This is a genomic window from Nitrosomonas oligotropha, assembly GCF_009833085.1.
In the GTDB taxonomy this organism is placed as follows: domain Bacteria; phylum Pseudomonadota; class Gammaproteobacteria; order Burkholderiales; family Nitrosomonadaceae; genus Nitrosomonas; species Nitrosomonas oligotropha.
The window spans coordinates 84,867-110,783 of the sequence record NZ_QRBZ01000021.1 but is presented as its reverse complement, the minus strand read 5'-3'; the positions used below and the strand labels follow the sequence as shown (position 1 = coordinate 110,783).

23 protein-coding genes are annotated in these 25,917 nt (G+C 50.3%); 12 read left to right on the top strand and 11 right to left on the bottom strand.

Going from position 1 to position 25,917, the window contains the following annotated elements:
* Positions 1 to 27 precede the first annotated feature (27 nt).
* The 3 genes from dxs (at position 28) to ABD07_RS07075 (ending at position 3,998) form a co-directional block, all read left to right on the top strand.
* Complete coding sequence (gene dxs, locus ABD07_RS07085; protein ID WP_160817705.1) at positions 28 to 1,872, top strand: 1-deoxy-D-xylulose-5-phosphate synthase; 1,845 nt, start codon at positions 28 to 30, stop codon at positions 1,870 to 1,872.
* Positions 1,873 to 1,945: 73 nt separating this feature from the next.
* A complete protein-coding gene (gene folE2, locus ABD07_RS07080; RefSeq protein ID WP_108699326.1) occupies positions 1,946 to 2,764 on the top strand; it encodes a GTP cyclohydrolase FolE2 in 819 nt (272 codons plus the stop codon).
* A 139-nt stretch (positions 2,765 to 2,903) separates the two neighbouring features.
* Positions 2,904 to 3,998 (top strand): ADP-ribosylglycohydrolase family protein, encoded by a 1,095-nt coding sequence (locus ABD07_RS07075; protein WP_160817704.1) that lies wholly within the window; start codon positions 2,904 to 2,906, stop codon positions 3,996 to 3,998.
* Here ABD07_RS07075 and ABD07_RS07070 read toward each other — a convergent pair.
* Positions 3,995 to 5,029, bottom strand: coding sequence for a methyltransferase (locus tag ABD07_RS07070; protein ID WP_160817703.1), 1,035 nt, complete (start codon positions 5,027 to 5,029; stop codon positions 3,995 to 3,997). The two genes, ABD07_RS07075 and ABD07_RS07070, sit on opposite strands and share 4 nt — an antisense overlap.
* 72 nt (positions 5,030 to 5,101) lie before the next feature.
* On the bottom strand, positions 5,102 to 5,593 hold the full coding sequence (locus ABD07_RS07065) for an SRPBCC family protein (protein WP_160817702.1): 492 nt from the start codon (positions 5,591 to 5,593) through the stop codon (positions 5,102 to 5,104).
* Positions 5,594 to 5,847: 254 nt separating this feature from the next.
* Here ABD07_RS07065 and ABD07_RS07060 point away from each other — a divergent pair, with 254 nt between their 5' ends.
* From ABD07_RS07060 to ABD07_RS07045, 4 genes are all read left to right on the top strand, one after another.
* Positions 5,848 to 8,769 (top strand): chemotaxis protein CheB, encoded by a 2,922-nt coding sequence (locus ABD07_RS07060; protein ID WP_160817701.1) that lies wholly within the window; start codon positions 5,848 to 5,850, stop codon positions 8,767 to 8,769.
* Positions 8,766 to 9,329, top strand: a complete 564-nt coding sequence (locus tag ABD07_RS07055) for a hypothetical protein (protein WP_205010668.1) — start codon at positions 8,766 to 8,768, stop codon at positions 9,327 to 9,329. Before ABD07_RS07060 ends, ABD07_RS07055 begins: the two co-directional genes overlap by 4 nt.
* 415 nt (positions 9,330 to 9,744) lie before the next feature.
* Positions 9,745 to 10,767 carry a ketopantoate reductase family protein gene (locus ABD07_RS07050; protein ID WP_160817700.1) on the top strand — a complete coding sequence of 341 codons (1,023 nt, stop codon included), beginning with the start codon at positions 9,745 to 9,747 and terminating at the stop codon, positions 10,765 to 10,767.
* A gap of 5 nt (positions 10,768 to 10,772) precedes the next feature.
* Positions 10,773 to 11,750, top strand: a complete 978-nt coding sequence (locus tag ABD07_RS07045; RefSeq protein WP_338040559.1) for an NAD-dependent epimerase/dehydratase family protein — start codon at positions 10,773 to 10,775, stop codon at positions 11,748 to 11,750.
* A gap of 279 nt (positions 11,751 to 12,029) precedes the next feature.
* Here ABD07_RS07045 and ABD07_RS07040 read toward each other — a convergent pair whose 3' ends face one another.
* The 5 genes from ABD07_RS07040 to ABD07_RS07020 form a co-directional block, all read right to left on the bottom strand.
* Positions 12,030 to 12,197 carry a DUF1328 domain-containing protein gene (locus ABD07_RS07040; protein ID WP_132424123.1) on the bottom strand — a complete coding sequence of 56 codons (168 nt, stop codon included), beginning with the start codon at positions 12,195 to 12,197 and terminating at the stop codon, positions 12,030 to 12,032.
* 119 nt (positions 12,198 to 12,316) lie between these two features.
* Positions 12,317 to 12,601, bottom strand: coding sequence for a hypothetical protein (locus tag ABD07_RS07035; protein ID WP_160817698.1), 285 nt, complete (start codon positions 12,599 to 12,601; stop codon positions 12,317 to 12,319).
* A 403-nt stretch (positions 12,602 to 13,004) separates the two neighbouring features.
* Positions 13,005 to 13,799: a Crp/Fnr family transcriptional regulator gene (locus ABD07_RS07030; protein WP_160817697.1), complete on the bottom strand. Its 795-nt coding sequence runs from the start codon at positions 13,797 to 13,799 to the stop codon at positions 13,005 to 13,007.
* A 387-nt stretch (positions 13,800 to 14,186) separates the two neighbouring features.
* A complete protein-coding gene (gene murJ, locus ABD07_RS07025) occupies positions 14,187 to 15,725 on the bottom strand; it encodes a murein biosynthesis integral membrane protein MurJ (protein ID WP_160817696.1) in 1,539 nt (512 codons plus the stop codon).
* Positions 15,726 to 15,877: 152 nt separating this feature from the next.
* Positions 15,878 to 16,597, bottom strand: coding sequence for a hypothetical protein (locus tag ABD07_RS07020; protein ID WP_160817695.1), 720 nt, complete (start codon positions 16,595 to 16,597; stop codon positions 15,878 to 15,880).
* A gap of 186 nt (positions 16,598 to 16,783) precedes the next feature.
* Here ABD07_RS07020 and ABD07_RS07015 point away from each other — a divergent pair, with 186 nt between their 5' ends.
* From ABD07_RS07015 to ABD07_RS06995, 5 genes are all read left to right on the top strand, one after another.
* The gene (locus ABD07_RS07015) at positions 16,784 to 17,122 is read left to right on the top strand and encodes an HvfA family oxazolone/thioamide-modified RiPP metallophore (RefSeq protein WP_160817694.1); all 339 of its coding nucleotides are present in this window, start codon (positions 16,784 to 16,786) and stop codon (positions 17,120 to 17,122) included.
* A gap of 12 nt (positions 17,123 to 17,134) precedes the next feature.
* Positions 17,135 to 17,992 (top strand): HvfB family MNIO-type RiPP peptide maturase, encoded by an 858-nt coding sequence (locus ABD07_RS07010; RefSeq protein WP_160817693.1) that lies wholly within the window; start codon positions 17,135 to 17,137, stop codon positions 17,990 to 17,992.
* A complete protein-coding gene (locus ABD07_RS07005; RefSeq protein ID WP_160817692.1) occupies positions 17,970 to 18,749 on the top strand; it encodes an HvfC family RiPP maturation protein in 780 nt (259 codons plus the stop codon). The genes ABD07_RS07010 and ABD07_RS07005 overlap by 23 nt, the downstream gene beginning before the upstream one ends.
* Before the next feature lie 97 nt (positions 18,750 to 18,846).
* Complete coding sequence (locus ABD07_RS07000; protein ID WP_160817691.1) at positions 18,847 to 19,572, top strand: sensor histidine kinase; 726 nt, start codon at positions 18,847 to 18,849, stop codon at positions 19,570 to 19,572.
* Between the two features lie 26 nt (positions 19,573 to 19,598).
* Complete coding sequence (locus tag ABD07_RS06995; protein ID WP_160817690.1) at positions 19,599 to 21,251, top strand: tetratricopeptide repeat protein; 1,653 nt, start codon at positions 19,599 to 19,601, stop codon at positions 21,249 to 21,251.
* Between the two features lie 39 nt (positions 21,252 to 21,290).
* Here the strand turns inward: ABD07_RS06995 and ABD07_RS06990 are convergent, their stop codons facing one another.
* From ABD07_RS06990 to ABD07_RS06975, 4 genes are all read right to left on the bottom strand, one after another.
* On the bottom strand, positions 21,291 to 22,157 hold the full coding sequence (locus ABD07_RS06990; protein WP_160817689.1) for a hypothetical protein: 867 nt from the start codon (positions 22,155 to 22,157) through the stop codon (positions 21,291 to 21,293).
* Positions 22,158 to 22,329: 172 nt separating this feature from the next.
* Positions 22,330 to 22,905, bottom strand: a complete 576-nt coding sequence (locus ABD07_RS06985; protein WP_160817688.1) for a YfiR family protein — start codon at positions 22,903 to 22,905, stop codon at positions 22,330 to 22,332.
* A 13-nt stretch (positions 22,906 to 22,918) separates the two neighbouring features.
* Entirely contained in the window at positions 22,919 to 25,015 is a 2,097-nt protein-coding gene (locus tag ABD07_RS06980) for a TonB-dependent receptor plug domain-containing protein (RefSeq protein WP_240142461.1), read from the bottom strand.
* A 315-nt stretch (positions 25,016 to 25,330) separates the two neighbouring features.
* Complete coding sequence (locus tag ABD07_RS06975; RefSeq protein ID WP_160817686.1) at positions 25,331 to 25,906, bottom strand: YfiR family protein; 576 nt, start codon at positions 25,904 to 25,906, stop codon at positions 25,331 to 25,333.
* Between the last annotated feature and the right edge of the window lie 11 nt (positions 25,907 to 25,917).

Sequence of the window (25,917 nt, the reverse complement as noted above, 5' to 3'; positions counted from 1 at the left end):
TCTTTCTTTTTTATTTTCAGGTCTTGAATGTATCCACTGCTAGATACCATTAACTCGCCATCCCAGTTACGTGAACTGGAGCAAAAGAAATTGCCGCAGTTTGCCAAGGAACTCCGTGACTTTCTTGTCGAATCGGTAGCAAAAACCGGCGGGCATTTGTCCTCCAATCTGGGTACGGTCGAATTAACCGTGGCGTTGCACTACGTCTTTAATACGCCGCACGACCAGCTGGTTTGGGATGTGGGGCATCAGACTTACGCGCACAAGATTCTGACCGGACGGCGCGATGGTATGAGCAAGCTGCGCATGCACGGCGGGATTGCCGGATTTCCACGCCGCGATGAGAGTGAATTCGATGCTTTCGGTACCGCGCACTCCAGCACTTCGATCAGCGCTGCGCTGGGCATGGCGGTTGCCGCGCGTTTGAATCATACCGACCGGCGCGCGATTGCCATCATCGGCGATGGCGCCATGAGCGCCGGAATGGCGTTTGAAGCATTAAACAATGCCGGTGTGATGGACGCGAATTTGCTGGTTATCCTGAATGACAACGATATGTCGATATCGCGGCCGGTCGGTGCTTTGAACAACTATCTGGCCAAGCTGATGTCCGGACGTTTCTACGCTACGGCACGGCGTGCTGGCGAAAAGGTATTGGGAGTCGTTCCGCCGGTGCTGGAGCTGGCTAAACGTGCTGAGGAGCATGTCAAAGGCATGGTGACACCGGGTACTTTGTTTGAAGAATTCGGATTTAATTACATCGGCCCGATTGACGGTCACGATCTGGATGTCTTGATTACCACGCTGAACAATATCAAACAGCTGGACGGCCCGCAATTTCTCCATGTGGTGACTCGCAAGGGCGCCGGTTATAAAGTAGCCGAAGAAGATCCGATTCTGTACCACGGTGTTGGAAAATTCGATCCAAAAAAAGGCATTGTCGCCAAATCGAATGGAAAACCGGCTTATACGCAAATATTCGGTGACTGGCTGTGCGATATGGCGGCGCAGGATTTCCGCTTGATCGGCGTTACCCCGGCGATGCGCGAAGGCTCCGGATTGGTGCGTTTTTCACAGGAATATCCCGAACGTTATTTCGATGTCGGTATCGCCGAGCAACACGCCGTCACCTTCGCCGCGGGCGCGGCCTGCGATGGTTTAAAGCCGGTGGTGGCGATTTATTCGACCTTTTTGCAGCGTGCTTACGATCAGCTGATTCACGATGTCGCCATCCAGAATCTGCCGGTGGTGTTTGCCATTGACCGGGCCGGTCTGGTGGGCGCGGATGGGCCGACGCATGCGGGCAGTTTTGATTTATCGTACCTGCGCTGTATTCCGAATATGACCGTCATGGCGCCCGCGGATGAAAATGAATGCCGGCAGATGTTGTATACGGCCTTTAAGCTGGATACGCCTTCAGCGGTGCGTTATCCACGGGGAACCGGACCGGGTGTAAAGGTTCAAAAGGACATGCAGTCATTGCCCATAGGCCGGGGTGAAATCCGCCGACAGGGGGAGAAGATTGCGCTGCTGGCGTTTGGCAGTATGCTGACGCCGTGTCTGAATGCAGCGGAAGAATTGAATGCGACCGTCGTCAATATGCGTTTTATCAAGCCCTTGGATGATGATTTGGTGGCCTCTTTGGCGGCCAGTCACGATGTATTAGTGACTGTGGAAGAGAATACGGTTTTAGGCGGCGCTGGAAGTGCTGTAACAGAGTCGCTCAACAGTCAGCGGATCAATGTCAAGGTGCTGCAATTGGGTTTGCCGGATGTTTTTATCGACCAGGGCGATCATGCGCAAATGCTGGCGGATTGCGGGTTGGATAAGGACGGTATTATTAAATCAGTGCGAGCAATTTTGCCTGCGTAACGTTTCTGCAATCGGTCCATCACATTGATTCGATGTTGCCGGGAATGAATTCCTCATCGCACAGGAGAGAGACATGAATAAACAGATAGATTTGCCGATTGCCGATGTGCAAAGCACGCCCGATACCCGGCGCATTGCGATTGACCGGGTAGGAATTAAAGCCATCCGTCATCCCGTGGTGGTGGCGGATAAGAGCGATGGCGTGCAACATACCATCGCGGTATTTAACATGTACGTGAATTTGCCGCACAACTTCAAAGGCACGCACATGTCCCGCTTTGTCGAGATCCTCAACAGTCATGAACGGGAAATTTCCGTTGAATCGTTCCAGATCATCCTGCGGGAAATGATTCAAAAGCTGGAAACGGACTCGGGTCATATCGAAATGACTTTTCCCTATTTCATCAATAAATCCGCTCCGGTTTCTCAGGTCAAAAGTCTGTTGGATTACGAAGTGACTTTTATCGGTGAAATTAAAGATGGTGAATACCTGTTCACCATGAAAGTCATCATTCCGGTCACCAGTCTTTGCCCGTGCTCCAAGAAAATATCCGATTACGGCGCGCATAACCAGCGCTCGCATGTGACGATTTCCGTGCGCACCAACAGTTTTGTGTGGATTGAGGATGTTATCCGGATTGCCGAGACGAATGCGTCGTGCGAGCTCTATGGCTTGCTGAAACGGCCGGACGAAAAATACGTGACCGAAAAAGCCTACGATAATCCTAAGTTTGTCGAAGACATCGTCAGGGATATCGCCGAAGTGTTGAACCGCGATGAGCGAATCGATGCCTATGTGGTTGAGTCGGAGAATTTTGAATCGATTCACAATCATTCCGCGTATGCGCTGATTAAAAATGATAAAACCCGGTCTTCGGGGATAGCGCTGTAATAAACCGCCGCTTTGAAGCTTTTTTGCGGCTGCACAGCTAAGAAATGCACCGGTAACAAACCGCAAGCGCCGCATTTACCAGTGATTTCAGTAGTGTAAGCTATTGCTCGCCTAGCATTTGACCGGTCAAGGAGGTTTCATGCCGCACACGACTACCCAGGAACGCGCCACGGGTGCCATTATGGGTGCTTTTATCGGCGATGCTTTGGGGCTTGGCCCTCACTGGTATTACAATCTCGCCGAACTGCGGCGTGATTATGGGGACTGGATTACCACCTATACCGACCCCAAACCGGGGCGCTACCATAGCGGACGCAAGGCCGGTCAGCTTTCCCAATCAGGCATCATCCTCACGCACATGTTGCGTTCTCTCGTTGAAAACGGCCGATACGACGAAGCCGACTTTTGCCGCAGAATGGACGAACAACTGTTTCCATTTCTCGATGGCACGCCGATGGCCGGGCCGGGCGGTTATACCAGTCAATCGATTCGTCATGCCTGGCGCTGCCGGGTGGAACAACAGTTGCCCTGGGGAAAAACGGGCGGGCATGCGGATACCACCGAAGCAATCGAGCGCACGCTGGCGCTCGCTATCCGCTATGCTTTCCAGCCAGCCGAGCTGGCCGCCACAGTAGCAAGCAATACTCACCTCACCCAGATCGACGATACGGTAATTTCCATGACGGTTGCCTATGCAGCCGTGCTGAGCATGCTGCTGCAAGGACATGCTTTGGATACGGCGTTGTCGGGGAAATTGATGCAACTGGTGAAGACCGGAAAGCTGCCTTTTCATGCCGTAACCTTCACCGATTTGCAGCCGCCGCGTCCGGGCGATCCCGATCCGCCGCGCGCCGGGCGTTTTGCCTCACCGGATGCCTTGCTGACACCGTCTTATATGGCCCAAGCGGCAGTGGATGAGAACATCCGCATCGAACCGGCGTGGAAAGTGTCGATTGTCTATGGCATGCCGTGCGCCATTTATCATCAACTGCCCGCGGTATATTATCTTGCCGCTCGTTTCGGGGATGATTTTGAGTCTGCTGTGCTGCATGCCGTCAATGGCGGAGGCCAGAATCAAGCGCGTGCGATTCTCACCGGTGCGCTGGTTGGCGCTCAGGTGGGGCTGGCTGGTATTCCTCAGCGCTTTCTCGATGGACTGGAAGATTCGGAGTCACTGATGAATCTTGCGAAAAATCTCGCTGTGCAGACAGATAGTGCAATAACCGGAAATTAGGGCTTGCGTCCGGTTACGATACTGTAATAACCCGAAGCTTTGTGGACCTTGATATCTTCAAAGCCGATTTCCTTCAGCATGGTTGAGAGTTCCAAGCCGGAATATTGCTTTCCTTCCGTCCAGCCCATCATCATCATGCCGAAGGCAGCCGGTGCGAACGGGCCTGTTTTATCGTCGTTACACAGCATTTCATGAATCACGATGCGTCCGCCGGATTCCAAGTATCTGAAACTTTTTGCGGTCAGAAAATGGCATTTCTCCGGCGGCCAGTCATGGTACATGTTGGAAAAGAAATGCAGATCGGCCGACGGCCAATGATCGTTCCAGATGTTAGCGCCGCAGGTTCTAATACGCTCTTGTAGTTTATATTCAACAATATACCCTTCGGCCACTTCGCATACCTGTGGAAAATCCAGAACAATTGCTTGCAGATCAGGCAATCGCAAGACCGCGCCGATCGAATGCGCGCCGGAGCTGCCGCCGATGTCCAGCATCACCCGGTGCCGGGAAAAATCCAGAATCCCTGGCCAAATCAGCGCAGAAGCCATGCTCATGCTGTGCATGCCGCTGGTAAAGCGATGCAGCAATTCGATCTGTTCCTCGTGCGATTGATAAATGTCGCCGCCGCCGTAAGTCTGCGGCGAATCGGTCAGAATGGCTTTTTCCAGACTGGTGAAGGAGCATACCTGATAATTGTCGATCATCAGATCCCAGAGAAAACCGAAGTAATTGGGACTTTTCAGCAGTAAGTATTCTTCCGCCACCGCAGTGAGAGCATAACGCTCCTGCTGCAGCGATAAGAAACCCAGCGCAGTCGCGACGGTCAGAATCGCTTCCGCCGGGCGCGGCTTGAGATTGAGCGCATCGCAAATCTCCGTCAAAGTGCGCGGATTATCCTCCAGCAAAGCAAAGACTTTGAGCCGGTGCGCCAGCAATAAGGCAGGATAACCATAAACCGCGAACACCACATCCCATACCGGACGATCATCGACGCGCGGTATTTGAATGTTGGAAGAGGTATGTTGTGTCATCAGTTCTCCTTGGACATTAAGCGATTGCGGTGAAGATCATCAGCCAAAACGGTTGCGGACGAATGGGAATTTTCATGATGGCTTCGCTTCAACCAAGCGCTTGATGTTTTGTACTGTCCTGCCCGCGCCGTCTTTGATGGCAACACGCACCAATCCTTCAAAAGGACGCATAATCGCGAGAATTTCCAGCAACTCAAAAGAAAATGTCAATTGGGTGGATTGCGCCGGGCTGATTTCCTGTAATTCATAAGTGCAGCGAAAAGGGTCGGATACGCCAACCAGTGTGATGCGCTGCCCCGGCGCAAAGGCGGAAATTTTGAACTTCGATTCCGAACGCCGTCCCTGATCGACCCGCACCTGCCGCCCTTCGGTTCCTAGCTGGACGGGGCCGGGTGTGATTTTCTCCAATTCTTTCACTTCCGGAGACCATTTCGGATAGTTCTCGAATAGACCCACGCCAATAAACTGGAAAAGCTCCGCGGCCGAACAGGACACGATTATGTGCGCCCGTCCGATGACCGGCTCGGTCGAGCCCAGATTGAGCATGGAACCTAAGTTGAACATAGCGTTGCGCCCTTGCCGTCGAGTTCAGCAGGTTAATCGATGACCAACCGAGACGTTAAACCAATCAAGGGGGGATTACAAGCACTTTGAGTGCTTGCCGGGTGATAGTGAAAAGATGGGAGCGGGTATGCAAATCCGGAACATGAAGGATATAATGAAGAACGTCTCGGGAAACCCTATAAAAGAACTCTTTTGAAAGCAAATCAATCATCCGAGATCGGCTATTTGCCACCTTCTAATTCAGGGCTGCTTTCATGACCTCTGAGAATACAGCGATTGCTTTTTCTATTGTGGGCATTGGAGCCTCAGCCGGTGGTTTGGAAGCCTTGGAACAATTCTTCCGCTATCTTCCAACTGACAGCGGCATGGCTTTTGTGCTGGTGCAGCATCTCGATCCCAGTCATGCCAGTCTGCTTACTGAAATCCTCCAGCGTGTTACGGCCATGCCGGTGACCGAGGCTTCAGATGAAATATTGGTTGAACCCAATCACGTTTATGTCATTCCACCTAATCGCGATATGGCGATCTTCCACCGGAAATTGCAATTGAGCGTGCCTGATGAGCCGCGTGGACAGCGCCTGCCCATTGACACTTTTCTGCAATCCTTGGCTGAGGATCAGCGTGAAAATGCTATCGGAATTATTCTATCCGGCACAGGATCTGACGGTACGCGGGGGTTACGCGCCATCCTCGGCGCAGGCGGCGTGACACTGGTGCAGGAACCAACCACTGCCAAATATAACGGTATGCCATCCAGCGCCATTCAGGCGGGTTGTGCCACGCATGTGCTACCGGTCGACAAAATGCCTGAAGCGCTGCAATTGGGTGTCCGGCAATTGAGTGATCATGATCAAAGGTCCCGTGACCCTAAAAGGGCCAGTGGAATGAGTCATATCCTGATGCAATTGCGCACTAAAACCGGTCACGATTTCACGTTCTACAAAAAAAGCACCATCACCCGCCGAATCGAACGGCGCATGTTGCATCATGCGATTGAGGATACGGATGTGTATGCCCGGTTTCTCAAAGAAAATCCCGCGGAAGTAACCGCCTTATTCAAAGAATTGCTGATCAATGTCACCAGCTTTTTTCGCGATGCGGATGCGTTTAGCGTGTTGCGGGAAGAGATTTTACCGAAGTTATGCCAAGACAAATCGGAACAATCCACATTTCGCGCGTGGGTTGCAGGCTGCGCTACCGGCGAGGAAGCCTACTCTATCGCGATATTGCTCAAAGAGTGGATGGAGGAAAATCATCGCGAATTTAAAGTGCAAATCTATAGCACGGATCTGGACGATGAGGCTATCGCTATCGCTCGTGCCGGCATCTATCCATCCAATATCACTCAGGAGATTACCCCGGAACGATTGCGCCGCTTCTTTGCCAAAGATGATACGGGCTATCGGATAAAGAAGGAAATCCGCGAAATGGTGGTATTCGCCATTCAGAATGTACTGAAAGATCCTCCTTTCACCAAACTTGATCTGCTCAGTTGCCGCAATCTGCTGATTTATCTGAGATCAGAATTACAGAACCAATTAATTCCAACCTTTCATTACGCGCTCAGGCCTGGCGGCGTTCTGTTTCTTTCGCCCTCGGAAAGCATTGGCAATCATACCGAGCTGTTCTCTCCAGTCAATCGCAAATGGAAATTCTACCGGGCTATCCATTCGATCGCCTCTGCTCGCACTGTGATGACGAATGTTTTAACCTGGACTACAGGAGTGGCTGGAAAAGTACCTGAGGAAATCATGATCAAACCGAAGGAAATCAATTTTGCTGAACTCACCCGCCGCGTGCTGCTGCAATGCTTTTCACCGGCTTCGGTCATGACCGACCTCAAAGGCGATATTCTTTATGTACATGGCGAGACCGGCAAATATTTGCGTCCGGCGCCAGGACAGGCCAGCCTGAATGTCATTGAAATGGCTCGTGAGGGACTGGAACTGGAGCTGCGTGCGGCCATTCGTGCAGCAGCCAATGAAGGCACGCCAACCCTGAGCAAGGCGGTGCAGATCAAAACGAATGGCGGTTTCGCAACGGTTGATCTGAGTGTCCGCTCGCTCGCGAGCTATGATAGCAATCAGAGCCTTCTGTTGGTGAGTTTCCAAGAGGCTGTCAGTCCAAAAAACGTAAAACCGAGATCCAAGCGGGGCGCCAAACCGGCAGAGCTGGGGCGCATCGAAGAATTAGAACGTGATCTTGCCTACCTGAAAGAAAACTACCAAGCTACCTTGGAGGAACAGCAGGCTTCGAACGAAGAACTCAAGTCGACCAATGAGGAAATGCAATCGACCAATGAGGAGCTGCAGTCAACCAATGAAGAACTGGAAACTTCCAAAGAGGAGCTGCAATCGGTCAATGAAGAACTGATCACCGTCAACTCAGAACTGCAAGCCAAAATTGAGCAACTGGCCGGCATGCAGAATGACATGAAGAATTTGCTCGATAATACGCATATTGGCACCGTATTCCTCGACGAAAAGTTGATTATTCGACGATTTACGCGTGATGCGACCGCTATATACCGGCTGGTACCTACCGACGTGGGGCGGCCTTTGAGCGATATTAAATCCAATATCGCCGGTGAAGCGCTTCTGATGCAAGCGCATACGGTGCTCGAAACGTTGATACCGTTCGAGCAGGAAGTGCAAACCGATAACGGAATCTGGTATCTCGTGCGTATTCAACCCTATCGTACCCTGGATAATGTGATAGATGGCGTTGTGCTGACTTTCACCGATATCAGTAAGCGCATCAAAGCAGAGACTGATATGCGATTGACGCGTGATCTGGCGGAGAGCGTCGTCGATACTATCGATAAGCCGCTATTAGTCATGGATGGGTATTTGAAGGTTATTTCGGCCAATCGTGCTTTTTTTCAGTATTTCCAAGTAACCGCTACTGATACAATTGAGCGAAAGATTTACGATTTGGGTAACGGTCAATGGAATATCCCAGCCTTGCGGGAACTGCTGGAGATTATTTTGCCACGCGATCAGGCCTTTGAGGGATATATAGTGGAACATGATTTTCCTGTTATCGGGCACCAAAAAATATGCTTGAATGCCCGCCGCATTGTCGGAAAATCCAGTGAATTATCGTTGATTCTACTGATGATTGAAAATATCGATGATCATTACCCTGGAAAGGGGATAAAGGATGTTAATGCATGAATAAAAGATGGAATGGCATTGAGCGGCGCCAGTTGTTGAGAGAAGAAGCCGAGAAAATGGTGGGAAGTTTCTCGGGTGGCGCGAATGCACTCAATACGACTGAAATGCTGTTGCATGAACTCCTGGTTCATAAAGTTGAGCTGGAGACGCAAAATGAGGAATTGCGAAGGGCGCATGCCGAAATGGAAGAAGCGCGCGATCGCTATGTGGATTTCTATGAGTTTGCTCCGATCAGTTACATCACCATCAACCGGGATGGCATGATTAAAACAATTAATCTGACTGGCGCCGTGGTGTTGGCTGCTGAGCGCGCAAAACTGATCAATTATCGCTTCTCGGCATTTGTTGCCGATAGCGATAGAGATCATTGGCATCGCCAGTTCATGAATATGATGGAGCATGATGATTCTGAGCCGCAGAAAATTCGCCTGGAGATGATACGTGCCGATGGATCGAAGTTTGATGGCCACCTCGACTGCCTGCGCAAAGTGACAGTAGATGAACCCCCGGTGTTGCGAGTTGCTCTGACCGAAATCACGCAACAAAAAAAAACGGATTGAACCGGTAATCGTTGTATTTCCCGGATACTGTTTGCTTAATTCTCCAACACCGTCTGATGATGAATCGAATTGCCGTAGCGGCAATTCGGATGGATTCCATCTGTAATCACAATTAATCGCTTCATTGAAAATGAATGAAGCGCACGCTGTTTTTCCTTCTGCCATACTGACTGTTATTGATAGTCGACCCTGAGTAGCGCGCGGGTGTAACCCCGCCTATTGTGCAATCAAATATAGCGTATGTACGTTACCGAACATACGCTATCCATAGGGGTTTATACAATGAACCCTTGGCCTAAGTAATCAACATCGATAGCTGTAGTGAGTGGTTGAATCCGCCTAAGTTTCTTTGGTGTGGATTCATTCGGATGCGTCTGCATAGGCTGTTTAGCGCGATCAATTTTACGGATCTATCATGCCTCAATTACTCAACAAACCGATTCATATCTTAGGCATAGGCGGTATTGGCACAGCACTTGCATGGGTTTTGGCCCGTGACGGTTATTCCGTGATCCTGATTGACAATCATCCCGGTAAAATCGCAGAAGGTAGAAAGAAGGGTATATCGGTGGTGGGATTGAGAACCCGTTGGATACCCATCGTGGATTTTGCTGACTGGGTGCCGCCGGATGAGGGCTTTGTTCTGCTGTGTACTAAAACGTATGATAATCCCGCGATACTTTCCCGTTTACCGGATGATGCCTTCCTAATACCGATTCAGAATGGCTTTGATCCGGAATTGGAGCGGCGCGGACATGCATGCGAAGGCATTGCTTCTTTTGTATCGGAATGCGAGCGCGATCGCCCCATAACCCGAATCACGCGCTCCGGTAAACTGCATATCGGAGCGCGCCGGTTGACCACTGCCGGTGAGCAGGCTGAAATAACGTCATTGGCAAAGGCGCTGGACAAAAACAAATTATTTCCCGTCGAACTTGTTCCGGATATCCGGCCTTATAAAGCAACCAAGCTGATGTACAACGCCGCCATCTCGCCGCTGGCGGCGATGGCTGGCGTGGATAACGGGGAATTATTAACCGACGCGCTGGCGAAGAAGCTCTTCTTTGCGTTGCTGCTTGAGAATTACGCCATTCTGCAACAGGCTAAAATTCCTCTGGCCCGTATCGGGCCGTTTCATCCGGATACGGTGTCAATGATCCTGCGCACGCCTTGGTTACCGGCACTCCTGGCGATGTTTTTCCGTCCATCGTTACGCGGTACGTATTGCTCAATGGCTCCGGATATTCATGCCGAACACGCGCGCACGGAAATCGACGCCTATACCGGTCATCTTATCCGGCTTGCCGGAGAGTTTCCTTGTGCTTTGAATCGCGCGACGTTTGCGCGCATGAAAAAGATAACCTCTGAAGGTCTGAAGCCCCAATATCAGCATTTGCGGGATTTGGCCGCGCAGTTGCCAGCGGGAGTTCTATCTTGATTTTGGTGACAGGCGGCGCTGGCTTCCTGGGTTCGCATCTGGTGACACAATTACTGGATGCGAATGAGTCCGTTCGCGTATTGGAGCGGCCGGGAGCTTCCGTCGGTCATCTGCCGCTGGATCGGATTGAGCTGGTCAGTGCCGACATTCGTGATGAACCCTCCATCCGCAAGGCCACGCGTGATTGTGAATATGTCTATCATCTCGCTGCCGATCCTAATCTTTGGTGCCGTGACCGCAGGGAATTTGACAAGATTAACCATCTTGGCACTGTCCATGTTATGCGCGCCGCGCTTGACAGCGGGGCTAAACGAATCCTGTATACCAGTACTGAGAGCATCCTGTCGTCGCAAAATGTGGAGGAGCGTTTCGTTGAGAAACTTCGCCTCAAGGCAAGTGATATGGTGGGACCTTATTGCCTTAGCAAGTTTCACGCAGAGAAAGAAGTTTTTCGTCTGGTCAGGGAAGAAGACGCTCCCATTATCGTGGTCAGTCCTACGTTGCCCATAGGCCCGGGAGACCGCTTACAGACACCGCCCACTCGCTTGTCGCTGGCTTTTTGCCGAGGTGAGCTGCCGGGTTACCTGGAATGCAATTTCAATCTGATCGATGCGAGAGATGTGGCGACAGGCATGATTCTGGCCATGAAGAAAGGGAGAACAGGGATTCGCTATCTACTGGGCGCGGAAAATATCCGGCTTTCTGACTGGTTAAGTATTTTGAGCGAAGAAACGAAACAGCCCCTGCCGCGCTGGAAAGTTCCTTATGCACTGGCTTTGCTGGTGGCATGGTTCAGTGAAAAGTGGGCGGATCATGTCAGCGGAACAATTCCGATGGCCACCCTAACCGGGGTGCGCTTGACCCGCCGTCATATGTTTTTTGATTCTACCGCCAGCGCAAAGGAACTCGGATTGCATCCCCGTCCGATACGTGAGGCTGCACGCGATGCCATCGCCTGGTATCGATTGCAGGGCTGGCTCTAATATTTGTATGCAATTTGCCAGTTAGACACATCATAATGACTATTGGACTGAACTAGCACTTAAAACAGTTACGCTGAATGAATGACCCTAAAACTTCCCGGGTAAGATGGGAAATCAGACTCCGGAATTGGCGTTGCTGAGAAATCTGCATAACCCTGGAGAAAGTCAAGGGGGGGGCTGACATTGACCAAGGACTCTATGTTGCAGATATTCATACATCGCAAAGCCAATCCATCGCCTCACACGAATGATCTTTTCCGGTTGATTAATTTGCCAGTTTCAGGATGGGGGCGATCCTCTTCCCGTCAAAAAGAAAAAGATGGCCATAATAATGCCGACTACAAACGCAATCCAGGCTATTTGGGTTGCCGTACCCGCAATGCCTGAAAAACCCAGAACACCTGCAATAATCGCAATGATGAGGAATGTAACTGCCCAGCTAATCATGTGTTTTCTCCTTATACTTTAATATTTAATCCAATAGACTTCCGAATCGGTCATCCGGAGGTTTATCTTTGTGAAGCTATACCCAAAACCGGCCCGGTTATTGGGAGTCACTTCAAAAATTAATAATTTCCTTTTCTTTCTGTTCCCACCGGGTTTTTTTGGTCCACTTCGGCGGGTTTGCTGGTTTTACTGTCAGTTTTTTTATCGGAAGCACTTTTTCCGCTTTTGTCTTCATCGCTTTTCTTTTTAGAATCCGCGTTGGATTGTGATTGCTTGCCTGAATCCTGCTTGTCATCAATTTTATTCTGTGTCTGAGTGTATTCGGCAAGGGCGGCAGTGCTGGTTAATAAAAAAGCGGCGCTGATAACCAAACTCATTATTGAGGTTTTTTTAACTTGAATCATGATAAGACTCCTTATGATTAAATCGGATGCTAAGCTCTGGCATTTCCCAGGATTGGACCCAGCATCACGATAATGCTCCTTATGCGCGTGCAGTTCTGTGCGTGACCGAACATTGAGCGTAATTGAGTGAATATCGGCGGACAGTTGGGTTAAATCGTATCAAAGTATTTAATTTAAAAAGTAGAATAGGTTCTGCTGTGGCGCATGAAGAACTGCATAGCGCTCACGCAGTAATAAACTGATGGGAACGTACTGGCGATTTTAATGCGTTCGCTCTGATGGGTTACTTTCCCATCAGAGCGAACGGCATGATGAATACAATCAACTACACTGGGGATGAGCCGTATCGATGGGGCGCAGTGTTATGATCAGCCTGACAGGCTGCTGAGCGTTCCTCGATTTTCTAAGAAGCAGAACGTTTGTGGGTTGTGTGAATGTCAAGGTGACGTGCCAGGGAAATACGAGCTGCCACTGCTTCAATCTGTTCGGCTGCTGGCAATAGGCGATCGAATTCCCTTCTGACCACTTGGTAACATTCGCAGACCCGAGCCTCCAGACCTTGCCGGTCTAGCACGGTGATATGGCCTCGACTGTAATGAATCAATCCTGCCTGTTGCAATATTCCAGCAGCTTCTGTGACGCCTTCACGGCGCACGCCCAGCATATTGGCGATCAATTCCTGAGTCATGAGCAGCTCGTTGGTAGGCAGCCGGTCCAGGCTAAGCAACAACCAGCGGCAAAGCTGTTGATCGACCGAATGATGCCTGTTGCAAACGGCCGTTTGCGCCATTTGAGTGATGATTGCCTGCGTATATTTCAGCATGAGATTAAGCATCGCACCATGCCGGTCAAATTCCTGCATAAATGGATTGGGCCGTATCCGGTAGGCGTACCCTGCACTCTGCACCACGGCACGATTCGGCATGGTTTGGCCGCCCATGAAGAGAGCGATGCCGATAGCCCCTTCAAAGCCGATCACAGCGATCTCTGCTGATGAGCCATTCTCCATCACATACAGTAGCGATACGATGCAGTCAATGGGGAAATATACGTAATGCAATTTCTCGCCTGATTCATAAAGCACATTGCCCAATGGCATGTCGACAAATTCCAGATACGGAAAAATGCGCTCGTATTCCTCGGGTGTTAGCGCATTAAGGAGACTGTTATATTTGGGACTGCAATCGTTGCGAAGCATGACTCATCCTCCCGTCAGGATCTGCACATATATTTAATATATCAATAAGTTATTTCTGATTGTGTATTGAAGGGTAATGCAGATGGCTCATTTAAACTGGGTGTAATGAACTCATTCCTATTATGAGCTTAGTTGAGTACTATCGGCATTAAAACATCAATTTGCCCGATTAACAATCACTTATGGAGTAGGAAAATTCCGATTTTTATGTAACTGATGATGATTATTCCACTATCAGAGCTAACTGATAAGTAAGGATCGAATGGCACAATTCTTGTATGAGCAGGGAAATTTTAGTATTGAGTCAAGTGGTCCTATCAGTAAAAATTGCTCAATCGTCCAGAGCTTGGCATTCACCTATTGCGCTGGCTATAGCGGCCGGAAGGATTACAACGTCTGCCGCTGAGTGAAGTCTTTCAGGCGGAATCCCAGCAGCCAGAGTGCCGCAAAATAGCTGCTTGCGCCAGCTGCTACCACCCAGCTTAAGCGCCCGGCGCGTGTCAGTGTCGAGTCGGTCAGCCACGAGGCATCGCTTCCTGCCGCGAACCAAAGCACAACGCCCATCGCCGCCAATGCCAGCAATATTTTCACACAGAAAATGAGCCAGCCGGGTTGTGGTTGGAAGATTTCCTGCTTGCGCAATTGGTAAAACAGCAATCCGGCGTTGAGGCATGCGCCCAAGCCGATGGCTAGGGCCAGTCCGGCATGCTGGAGTGTGCCGATGAAGGCGAGGTTCATCAGTTGCGTTGCGGTTAACGTGATGATGGCGATTTTTACCGGTGTTTTGATGTTCTGGCGTGCGTAGAATGCCGGTGCGAGCACTTTTACCAGGATGATGCCGAGCAAGCCGACACTGTAGGCGATCAGAGCTTCGCGTGTCATCCAGACATCGTGATCGGTGAATGCGCCATGATGAAAGAGCGTGGTGATCAAGGGGGTGGCCAGCAATGCAAACGCAAGCGCTGCCGGTAAGGTCAGCAGGATGGTCATGCGTAATCCCCAATCCAGCAGGCGGGAGTATTCTTCGCGGCTGTTGCTGGTGTAATGCCGCGCCAGCGATGGCAGCAGAATGGTGCCCAGCGCGACGCCCAGCAGGCCTGCGGGAAATTCCATGAGCCGGTCGGCATAATAAAGCCACGATACGCTGCCGGTTACCAGCAATGAAGCAAAAATGGTGTTGATCAGCAGACTGATTTGACTCACCGATACACCGAAAATAGCGGGCCCCATCAATTTGAGCACGCGCCAGGCGCCGGTGTCCGGATTTTTAAAACGGATCCGCGGCATTAATTTGAGCCGTAAGAGGAAAGGAATCTGGAAAGCCAGTTGCAAAATGCCGCCGATAAAAACCGCCCAAGCCAGCGCCAGAATGGGCGGATCAATCAAAGGGGTGAGCCATAGCGCGCAAGCAATAAAGGACAGATTCAATAATGCGGGGGTCAGCGCGGGAATGTTAAATTTCCCGAATGTGTTGAGTATGCCTCCCGCCAAAGCGACCAGCGCAATAAATAATATGTAGGGGAATGTGATTTGCAGCAGCGCCACGGTCAAATTGAATTTGTCCTGATCGGCGGAGAATCCCGGTGCGCTGACGTAGATAATCAGCGGTGCAGCGATAATACCGATAACAGTGACCATGAACAGCGAGATGGTCAGGATCATCGTGATGTGATCGATGAAGTCGCGCGTTTCTTCAGCTGTGCGATTTTTTTTGTACTCGGCGAGAATCGGAACGAATGCTTGCGAAAAGGCCCCCTCTCCGAATATCCGCCGCAACAAGTTCGGAATGCGGAATGCGACAAAGAAGGCATCCGTTTCCATGCCCGCGCCAAAAATCCGCGCGATGATGATATCGCGCAAGAAACCGAGAATACGCGAGATGAAAGTCATGCTGCTGACCGCAGCGAGTGCTTTAAGAAGATTCAATGGTTTGCGATGTTTGTGCTATCAAGGCGGCGGTGGGAAACCGGACAAACCGGATTTTTCAATCCAGCCGGTCCGGTTGGAAAATTCAGGCAATCGTTCCGCTGATTCAATCCTGTTACTGCAAACGGGCAGGATGACAGTTTGCTGGCGGTTTAGAAAAGACAGCTTACTTTTTTGATCAAGCCTTCTTCTTCCCAATTCCATTGCAGGCAGTACTCCACTCCCCGTATCGGGTTTCTGATATCCGCTTCAATGGTTTGTCCGATGATCACAGGCGGAAGCAGCGCTTCTTCTTTGCCGTCCTGGATGCAGAAAAAACGGGCGGTTGAAATGGCGCGTCCCGCGGGTAATTGAACGATCAGGCGTAACCGCTTCGTGTCATCGTCGACGACATGGGAGAGGAGGCCTTCGTTCTGCGTGAAAGCGCCGTCACATTGATACGTCAGGGTTAAATCGGAACCGTTGATGACTTTCAGCTCCGGCGGGAATTTCATGCAAACTTCGTAGCTGTCGTTTTCTTTGCGCAGTTCGGCTGGATCGGTGTTATTGATGCGGAAATTGCTGATGCTGCCGATCGAACGGATATTCTTAAACCAATATTCTGAATTATCGGCATGACATGCGGTGGTCATCTGTATTTGCGTCAAGGTCGCTTTTTTCCCGCAAGTGTCGTGCACCGTCAGTATTTTTCTTAAATCCGCGATGGAAAATGCGTGTTTGTTTTGTCTGATTTGTTCGAAAATCAGTAGCGCGGCGCTGACGGTGAATATCAGTCCATGCACGACGAAATTCGTCAGCAGTGCAACCAATACACCAAAGACAAAGATTGCGGCATTGATGTAAAAAACAAGCTGGTTGGGTTTGTCAAACATTCGGAGCTCCTTAGTTAACTGGCATATTTTTATAATATTTTTCGAAGCGCTGAGTTTATCAGAGAGGCGCAGGCAACAAAAGTAAGATAGGTCAGGTTGAGCGTAGAGAAACGGGCGACTTCGCGCCGATTTGGCGTTATCATTGGCGTTTGCAGTTACGATCAATTTTTATGGAGAAAATAATCAATGTCGAAAAAATCAATGAAACCCGTTTCACTGGCAATAGGCACTGTATTAGTCACCAGCCTGGCGGCCAGCAATCTGTCGGCTGACACCGTTGCCAACCCATTTGCGATGAATGAATTATCCGGCGGCTACATGCAACTGGCCGATGCCAGCGGCGCGAACAAACCGGCGCAAGACGGCGGCAAGGAAACCAAGCAAAATATGGAAGGCAAGTGTGGCGAGGGCAAGTGTGGCGCTAAAAAAGAAGAAATGAAACAGAACATGGAAGGTAAATGCGGCGGCAAGAAAGCCGAGCAAGAGGGTAAATGCGGTGAAGGTAAATGCGGTTCTAAGAAGTAATCCGCACCACCCATGAGCAGCCAGCATTATCCTGTTCATGGCGCAGGTTTGGGTCTGCGGCGTGCGATGCTCAGTTCGCTGGCGGATCAAACCGCCCCACCGGTCGATTTCTGGGAAGTGGCTCCGGAAAATTGGATCAATGTCGGCGGGCGTTACGGCAAGACGTTTCGCGAGCTGACCGAAAGGTTTCCGTTCATTTGTCATGGACTGTCGCTCTCAATCGGCGGACCGTCGCCACTGGACGAAGCTTTTCTGCAACGGCTGAAACGTTTTCTGCGCGAGCACCGCATCCGCTATTACAGTGAACATCTGAGCTATTGCAGTGACGATGGGCATTTATATGATCTGCTGCCGATTCCGTTCACCGAAGAAGCCGTTCGCTATGTGACGGATCGCATCCGGCGGGTACAGGATATTCTGGAACAACGCATCGCCATCGAGAACGTTTCGTACTATGCCGCGCCGGGAAAAACGCTGGAAGAGATTGATTTTCTCACTGCGGTATTGCAGGAAGCGGATTGCGATTTGCTGCTGGACGTGAATAATATTTATGTCAACAGCGTCAATCATCGCTACGATGCCGAGACATTTCTGCACCAACTGCCCGCGGCGCGTATTCGTTATATTCACGTTGCCGGACACTACCGGGAAGCCGAGGATCTGATTGTGGATACGCATGGCGCGGATGTGATCGATCCGGTCTGGCAACTACTCGATAAAACATATCAGCACTTTGGCGTTATCCCGACCTTGCTGGAGCGCGATTTCAATCTTCCGCCGCTCGCGGATCTGCTGCAAGAAGTGGCAGTCATTCGTGAGTTGCAATCCAAATGGCAGGATCAAACCGGTGAGCACATACAACACGGCTGATCGTTCCGGTTTTGTGCGGCAACAATATGCTTTTGCCGCGCATATCCGCGATCCGGAGAAGAATCCTTGCCCGGAAGGGATCGAAGACCGGCGCATGAAAATCTACCGCGAATTGTTTTATAACAACGTGGAGGATTTTATCGCCAACACGTTTCCGGTGTTGCGCCGGATATTGCCGGATGACCGCTGGCACGCCATGATCCGCGACTATTTCGCCCATCATGTATCACATACGCCGCTATTTCCGGAAATGCCGCGCGAGTTTTTGCAGTATCTGGAACATGAACGCGAATCGCAACCGGATGATCCGCCCTTTATGCTGGAGCTGGCGCATTATGAGTGGGTTGAATTAGCGCTGTCGTTGCTGGATGAAAAAATCGACGCAACGAGAATCGATGCACACGGCGACCTGCTCGACGGCGTTCCGGTAATTTCGCCGCTAGCCTGGACATTGAACTACCGCTTCCCCGTGCACAAAATCGGTCCGGCTTTTCAACCCAATGAAGCCGATGGCAAGCCAACCCATTTGATTGTTTATCGCGATGCTGAGTTTGACGTGCGCTTTATCGAAATCAATCCGGTAACTGCGCGGCTGCTGCAATTGCTTTCCGGCGATGATCCTGTGCCGGGACGGACGGTGCTGCAACAAGTTGCCGCAGAGCTGAATCATCCTCAACCCGATGCCGTGATTCAGGGAGGCATCGAAATATTGCAAAACTTAAGAAAACGCCATGTGATTCTAGGAACCTATCCCTAACTTGCTGATTGAGCTTCAACACTACAGGTTTAAAGTGATTTGCCGTTAGATTCCCCATTGATAACGAATCGAAAGCGCATGCTATGCGGGGAATCACATGGTAGGGATATCGAATAAGAAGCAGACGAATACAACCAATATCCCGGTTGTATTCAATATGGCGAATTTTCTGGTTTCTTCCGTGCATGACATGAAAAACTCAGTCAGCATGCTCATTTGCGGTCTGGATAAGGTGTTGACTTCGGTTGAAGCGGCCGAGCTTTCCACGCATGCCGAATTGGTGCAGATGAATCATGAAGCGAAACGCATTAATAACCGTCTGATTCAATTGCTGACACTCTATAAGCTGGGTCAGAAAATATATCCCTTTGATCCGCAATCCGTTTGCCTGGACGACTTTCTGCGTACGACCGTTGCGCAATATGCGCAGTTGCTGAAATTTCGCCAAATCCACCTGGAAGTCCGGGTAGATCCCGGGCTGTATTGGTATTTTGACGAAGATCTCATCAGCGGTGTCATCGGTAATGCTCTAAATAACGCCATGCGCCATACCCATGATCATATCCTGATCAGTGCTGAAGAACATGAGGGTGGATTGGTGCTGCGGGTTGAAGATGATGGTGATGGCTATCCGCCTGAGTTATTGGAAGGAAACGGTAATGTCATGCAGAGCGTCGATTTTCATGGCGGGAGTACAGGTCTGGGGCTTTATTTCTCCGCCATGGTGGCAGGAATGCATCGTAATCAAGGCACTCAGGGCGATCTTTGCTTGGAAAACGGCGGTTCGCTGCAAGGCGCTTGTTTCGTACTCCATCTGCCGTAACAGTCATTCATTCTAATTCTTGAATCATGCATATTAATCCGCTAGACATCTCAACGCCTGCCACTGAGTTAAATTTCTCAGGGAAAAATGTACTGATCGTCGATGATTACATGGAAATGCGCAGTATTCTGCGCGATATGATCAGTAGTTGCGGTGCTGAAGTCAAGAAGATACATATGGCTACCAATGGCAATGAAGCGATCGCCTGGTTGAAAAAAGTGCCATTTGACATTGTGCTCTGCGATCTTATTCTGGGCTCCGGAAAGAATGGCCAGCAAGTGCTTGAAGAAGCAAAATATCAATCGCTGGTCGGGCCTTCTTGCCTTTGGCTCATGATCACTGCGGAAAAAACCATGGAAGCGGTTACCGGGACTGCGGAGTATCAGCCTGATGCCTATTTGCTGAAACCGGTCACGGAAGCGAGCTTGCGTTCACGGTTAGCCAAAATTTGGACCAAAAAAGCGGCGTTTGCGGAAATATACAAAGCCATGAAACAACAGGATTATTCTAAAGCCATGCATTTGTGCGATCAGCGCTTGGCTTCGGATAAGGCGCATGCAGCTGACTTGCTGCGCACCAAGTGTGATTTGTTGCTGGTTAGCGGTGAGTATGACCGCGCCAAACAAGTACTGGAAGATATTCTGGCTGTACGTGATCTTCCCTGGGCCAAAGCGGCGTTGGCCAAGATATTGCTGAAGAAGAATGATTTGGATGCGGCCAAGCACTTGCTGGAAGAAACCACGGAAGCGAATCCGGCTTATCTTGAAGCGCAAGATCTGCTGGCGCATACGCTGCAAGTGATGGGTGATCTGGAAGAAGCCGGGAATGTTCTTGAACGTACAGTAAAGCTATCGCCGAATTCTGTTACACGGCAAAAAAACCTCGGTCAGGTTGCGATGAAACTCGGTAAGCTGGAAGATGCCGAGCGCGCATTCCGCAAGAGTGTGTCGCTTGGAGAAAATTCCGTGTTGCGCACGGCGGATGCCTATCTGGGTCTTGCCAAGGCATGCAGTGCCAATAAAAACGTCGAACAAGCATTGAAAGTGCTGGGGCAGCTCAATAAGAATTTTGCGGCAGACGAGGTGCGCACGAAAGCATTGGCGGTTGAAGGGATGATTCATCATCAAAGTGGAAATGCCGAAAAGGCGAAACAGATCGCCGATGAACTGAGTCAGTCAATCAGCAATGACAGCATACATCCGGATTCTGACGGAGCTTTGGAAATTGCCCGTCTGCTCTTGACGACCGGCGATAAAGAGAAAGCTATTCAATTACTGCAAAGTGAAATCAAGAACAATCCTGAAAGCGCTACTTTACTGCGCGATGTGGCAGAAATATTTGACCAGGCCGGCATGGGCGAAGAAGGCAGCCGATTGATTGAAACTTCACGGCAAGAAGCCATGCTGATTATGAATCGTGGGGTATTGCTGATCAGTAAAGGGCAGTACGAAGAAGCTGTGAGTGCGATGCGCGACGCCTATAGCGCGATGCCCGCCAACATACGCGTGCTACTCAATCTGGCATATGTGATCATTACCTATATGCAGAAAAAAGGCCCGACCCCGGAGCTGATTGAAGAAGCACGCCATAGCCTCCAAGCGGCCAATGAATTGTCGCCTGGAGAATCTCGTTTTGTCCGTTTGTCAGCTGCACTCAACGAACTCACAACTTTGAGATGATGCGCGCGGATGGTTTCGCGCCAGTCTTAATCCTCCCCGTTATTGAATCTTGACGAAACTGCCGCCTTGTTTCGCCCAGATTTCTCCTGTAAAAGCATCGCTGATGGTAGTGGCGTCGGTAGCAAAGCAATCACTGACCGTTTGGCTGGTGTAAGTTCCTTTTGTGTAATATTTCACTGGTGGAGAAACTACAATTCCTGTGATTGGCAGACCTGCCAGGGTTTCGCTGATGGGCGCTGTAATATCGAGACACAGATCGGAATTCACGACCAGATTGGCAGTAGAAGCCGGTGCATTCATCGTGCAGTGCTTAACATTGGCTGCGGCATCTACAATGGCTTGAAACGGATTGGGTAATCCCGGAATGCTGGTAGACAGGCCCTCGATGCGGGATTCGGTTACGGTATTGCTCCCGAGCAAGGAAACACCGCTTGCCGCTGTTTGCTGAGGGACTTGGCAGAGATTGGTTTTAGAGATATCCGGGGCGGTGACGCATTGGCCGTTGGTTGTCACGGTAACGACATTGCCGCTTTGACTGTACGATACGCCGGAAAGCGCATCGGTCGTATCACAACCCGCGATGCCGCCGTTACCGCCGGAACTGTCGATCTGAGTGATCAGGTTAGCGAGTGTATCGATTACTGCCGGAGTGTTTCCCCAAGGTCCGCCCAGCACATAAGCAGCATTGTCACTTTTATTGACACCGGCATAAACGCCTGTCTCCGGATAATAGCGGAATAGCCAGGGTTCGATATTCTGTGTGGCTTGAGGGCTGGGGAAGAATTGCGGGAAGGTCTTTTCAGCCCAATTGAGCAATTTTTCCGTGTCGCTGGATAGGGTGGCGAAAGCAAGCTGAATGTGAGCGGTCAGAATAAATGTGCAAGCCGATAGAATGAGCCGTTTCATAGTTAAATCTCCGGTTAATTGAATGGTATGGATAAGTATCCGTGATGGACTTTCTTCTTGATCATCAATGGAAAGGATAAGAAATATTGTACATTTCAAGTATTCGATCTAAAGAAGGATTTGACCGGGAAAAAGCGAACATTTCTGAGCATTGCAAGTTGTAAGATGGCGCTTACTGGTGCACTTTGGTTGCCAGCTGAAGCAGTTTTGAGCTGATATCCAGTCCCGATTGGCGGACAATTCCTAAATTAATCTCGAATATGATTTTTTCATTGACCAGATTCATATTGATCATTATCCCGTGGGATATGGCATTGGGACTGTCGGCCAAGGTCAGGATAGGTTGACCGGGTAAATTCATCAATAAGCTCGACAAGCTGCCGCTCACCGATTTGGAGAAGAAAATGACCTGGCAATCGGCCAATTTTTCCGGGGCGGTAATACGCACGACTTTGATATGCCGCTTGTCAACCGGTTTGCTTTGCAATTTGTCGATTTCACTGCCAAAGAAATCTTCCCCGTATACACACAGATTGATTGTAGGGCCGGTAGTGACTGGCCATTGCGTGAATGCGATAAAGTTGTAAATGAAAGCAGCTTTTACTTGGTATTCCAAAACGTTGCCTGCATTGACTGGCGAGTGCGCGGCAGGCAAGCCATAGCCGAGCAATACAGCGAATAGGCAGGCCCGGATGCTCCGCTTTAAGGGGTTATCCGGCAGCCGCAATAGTCGATGCAAAAAGCGCATGCTCACATTCCCATTAGAAGCGCCACTGCACGCCAGCGTAAACACCCCGTGGAATGAACACGGGAACAATGGGAGTGAACTCGGATACCGATTCTCTATGGTTTTGACTGAATAGATTTTGTCCAACGACGAAAAGCTCGGTATTTTCTGATGGCTTGTATGCCAGCTTGGCATCCATCGTGACGTAGCCCGGGATATGATAAAACCCGATATTACTGATGTAGCGCAGCCAAAGATTGAATTGCAGCCGTTCGGACAAGTCGTAGTTGGAACGGACCGACAACTGATGTTGTGGTGATACTTTCTCTGCGCCGCCACCGGAAGGATCGGATTTCGTCAGGAAATTTTTCGAGGAAAAGTCGATATGGAGAAAACTATAGCTGCTTTGCAAGCGCCAATTATCTTTGGGTTTCCAATCGAGCGATGTCTCAAAACCATAGGTAAGCGCGGATCCTTGATTGCTGATCGTGAAAGGCAGAATAAGCTGTCTCGGAGATCCGCTGCTCAGCGATAAAGCGCCTAAGGCTGAATCCCGCATTTGACTGTAATCGTTGATAAAGCCTGTCATGTCGATGGAAGCCTGAGGTGAAAACTGATAACGGTATCCCAGTTCGTACGCGATCAGTTTCTCGGAATTGAAGCCACTGCTGCCGTTCAATAATGCGGTGATAGGAAGCGGCAAAAGAGGCGATCCGATCGCGCTCTGTAATTGCGGTGTGATATTGATGATGGCGTCATTCTCGGCGCGGGAAGGCGTCCTGACCGCGCGCGATACCGCCATCCAGATCGAGTTCTCCGTATTGGGTGTCCACATCAGGCGCGCATTGGGTTGTATCTCCATACCGGTAAAATCGTTATGCTCAAACCGGCTGCCTACGGTAAACAACAAGCGATCCGGTATCAGCGTGATGTCATCGCGGATAAACGTGCCGATCAAATGATTCGTTTGATCGCGTGGAGAAAGCGTGAGTAGATTGGTATCGGGAACTTTGTTGTGATACAGCCGGTAATTGGCGCCCCAGGTCAGATTATGCCGCTCGAACAGAGGAAAGCGGTATTGCATATCCACATCGAAGCTTTCGGCATCGAATTTTCCGATCGGCAATAATTGCGACCGGCTGCGGTCGTAATAGGCTTGCAACATAAAAGCGGATTGCTCGGAGAACGTCCGGTCCCAGCGGAAGCGGATATTGCCGCCTTCGTTATGTCCGCGCATTTCACCGGAACGGTTGGTCGCTAGATTGGAAGCGCTCTTATCCAGTGTGCCGCCATCAAAATTGGAAAAGAAATCGCTTTGCAAGGTAAATTGGTCAATGCCTCGACTATGGTCGATACGGAATCCGCCCCTGGCCGAGTGCCATTGATCGTTGGCGTTTTCGCCGGATAGCGATTGGGTCTGGCCGCGGGTGAATCCTTTGGCGTAGACACGGAAAGGCGTGTCTTCATTGATCATGCCGCCATAGCGGGCGCCTGCAAAACCGTTCTCGAAGCTACCTCCCCCGGCGGTGACGAGCGCGCCTTGGGTATCGGCGGCTTTCTTGGTGATAATATTGATGACGCCGTTGACTGCATTGGATCCCCACGATGTGGCGGCAGGACCGCGGATCACTTCGATGCGTTCGATATCTTCCATCAGCGTATCTTGTTGTTCCCATAATACGCCGGAGAAAATCGGTGAATAGACACTGCGGCCGTCCATCAGCACTTGCAGCTTGTTGGCATAAAGACCGTTAAAACCGCGCACGCTGATGGCCCATTTGTCAGTGCCGACGCGTTCGACTTGCACACCGGGCGCCATGCGCAGCGCGTCCGGAATACTCGTTGCGCCGGAGCGGCGGATGTCGTCCTGGGTAATGACAAAAACTGCGGATGCTACTTGGGTAAGCCGTTGCGGATTTCTCGAGACCGTGGTTACCTTGACGTTCATCAATTCTTCAATGCTCAGGTTCAGAAACTGATTATTGATCGATCGGTTCTCCGCCATTGCCGGATTCGCAAGGTATCCCAGCAGAAACAAGCTTATAAGCCGAAGCGTCAGGGTTTTTCCATGCTGCTTTTGGGGTTGCCGGTGAATGGAATGCAATTGAGTAAATGGACAAAATATTTTCATAGGCATGTTTTCATTTACAACGGTCTCTTTGCGCTGATGTGGATACTGCAAACCGGTTTTCAGGGTTGGGCTGAACAAGTTTCAACACGCTCTCGAACAGTGCCGGTTAGATCGGATGTGGCAGCGCAATTGCTTGAAATGACTGCGACGGCTTCACCGGCCAACTTTCAGATGAAATTTTCGCATTTTACGGGCCAACGCTAAGGCAGGAATTGGCTGATAAAAAAGGACTATTTCTTGCAGAAAGCAGGGGCTTTCATGAAGGGACAATCACCGTGGCCGTTCGGGGAAGGTTCCGGCAATCGAGTGAGGGGGTTATTGATACACTTTGACAGCAAGTTGCAATAATTTTGAACTGATATCCAATCCGGACTTGCGGGCAATTTCCAGGTTAATTTCAAATACAATTTTTTCATTGACCAGATTCATGTTGATGATCACCCCTTGCGCTATGGCATTGGGGCTGTCGGCCAAGGTCAGGATAGGTTGCGCCGGTAAGTTGCTCAATAAGCTTGATAGCGAATTGCCGGCCGATTTGGAGAAAAATACCACTTGGCAATCCGCCAATTTTTCCGGATTGTTGATGCGCATGATCTTGATATTGCGCTTGTCCACCGGCTTGCTCTGGAGTTTATCGATTTCACTGCCAAAATAGTCTTCGCCGTAGACACAAAGATGAATGGTTGGTCCGGTAGTGTCCGGCCATTGCGTGAATGCGACAAAGTTATAGATAAAAGCCGCTTTGACCTGATATTCAGTGATACCCCCCGCTTGGGCAATCGAGTGCGTACCCGGCAGACCGTAACCTAACCCTAGAGCCAGAACGAAGCCGAGGACACATCGTTTCACGATGGCGCCTGAGCGTCTGATGAGCTGGTTAAATGTTGGCATATTCATTTTCT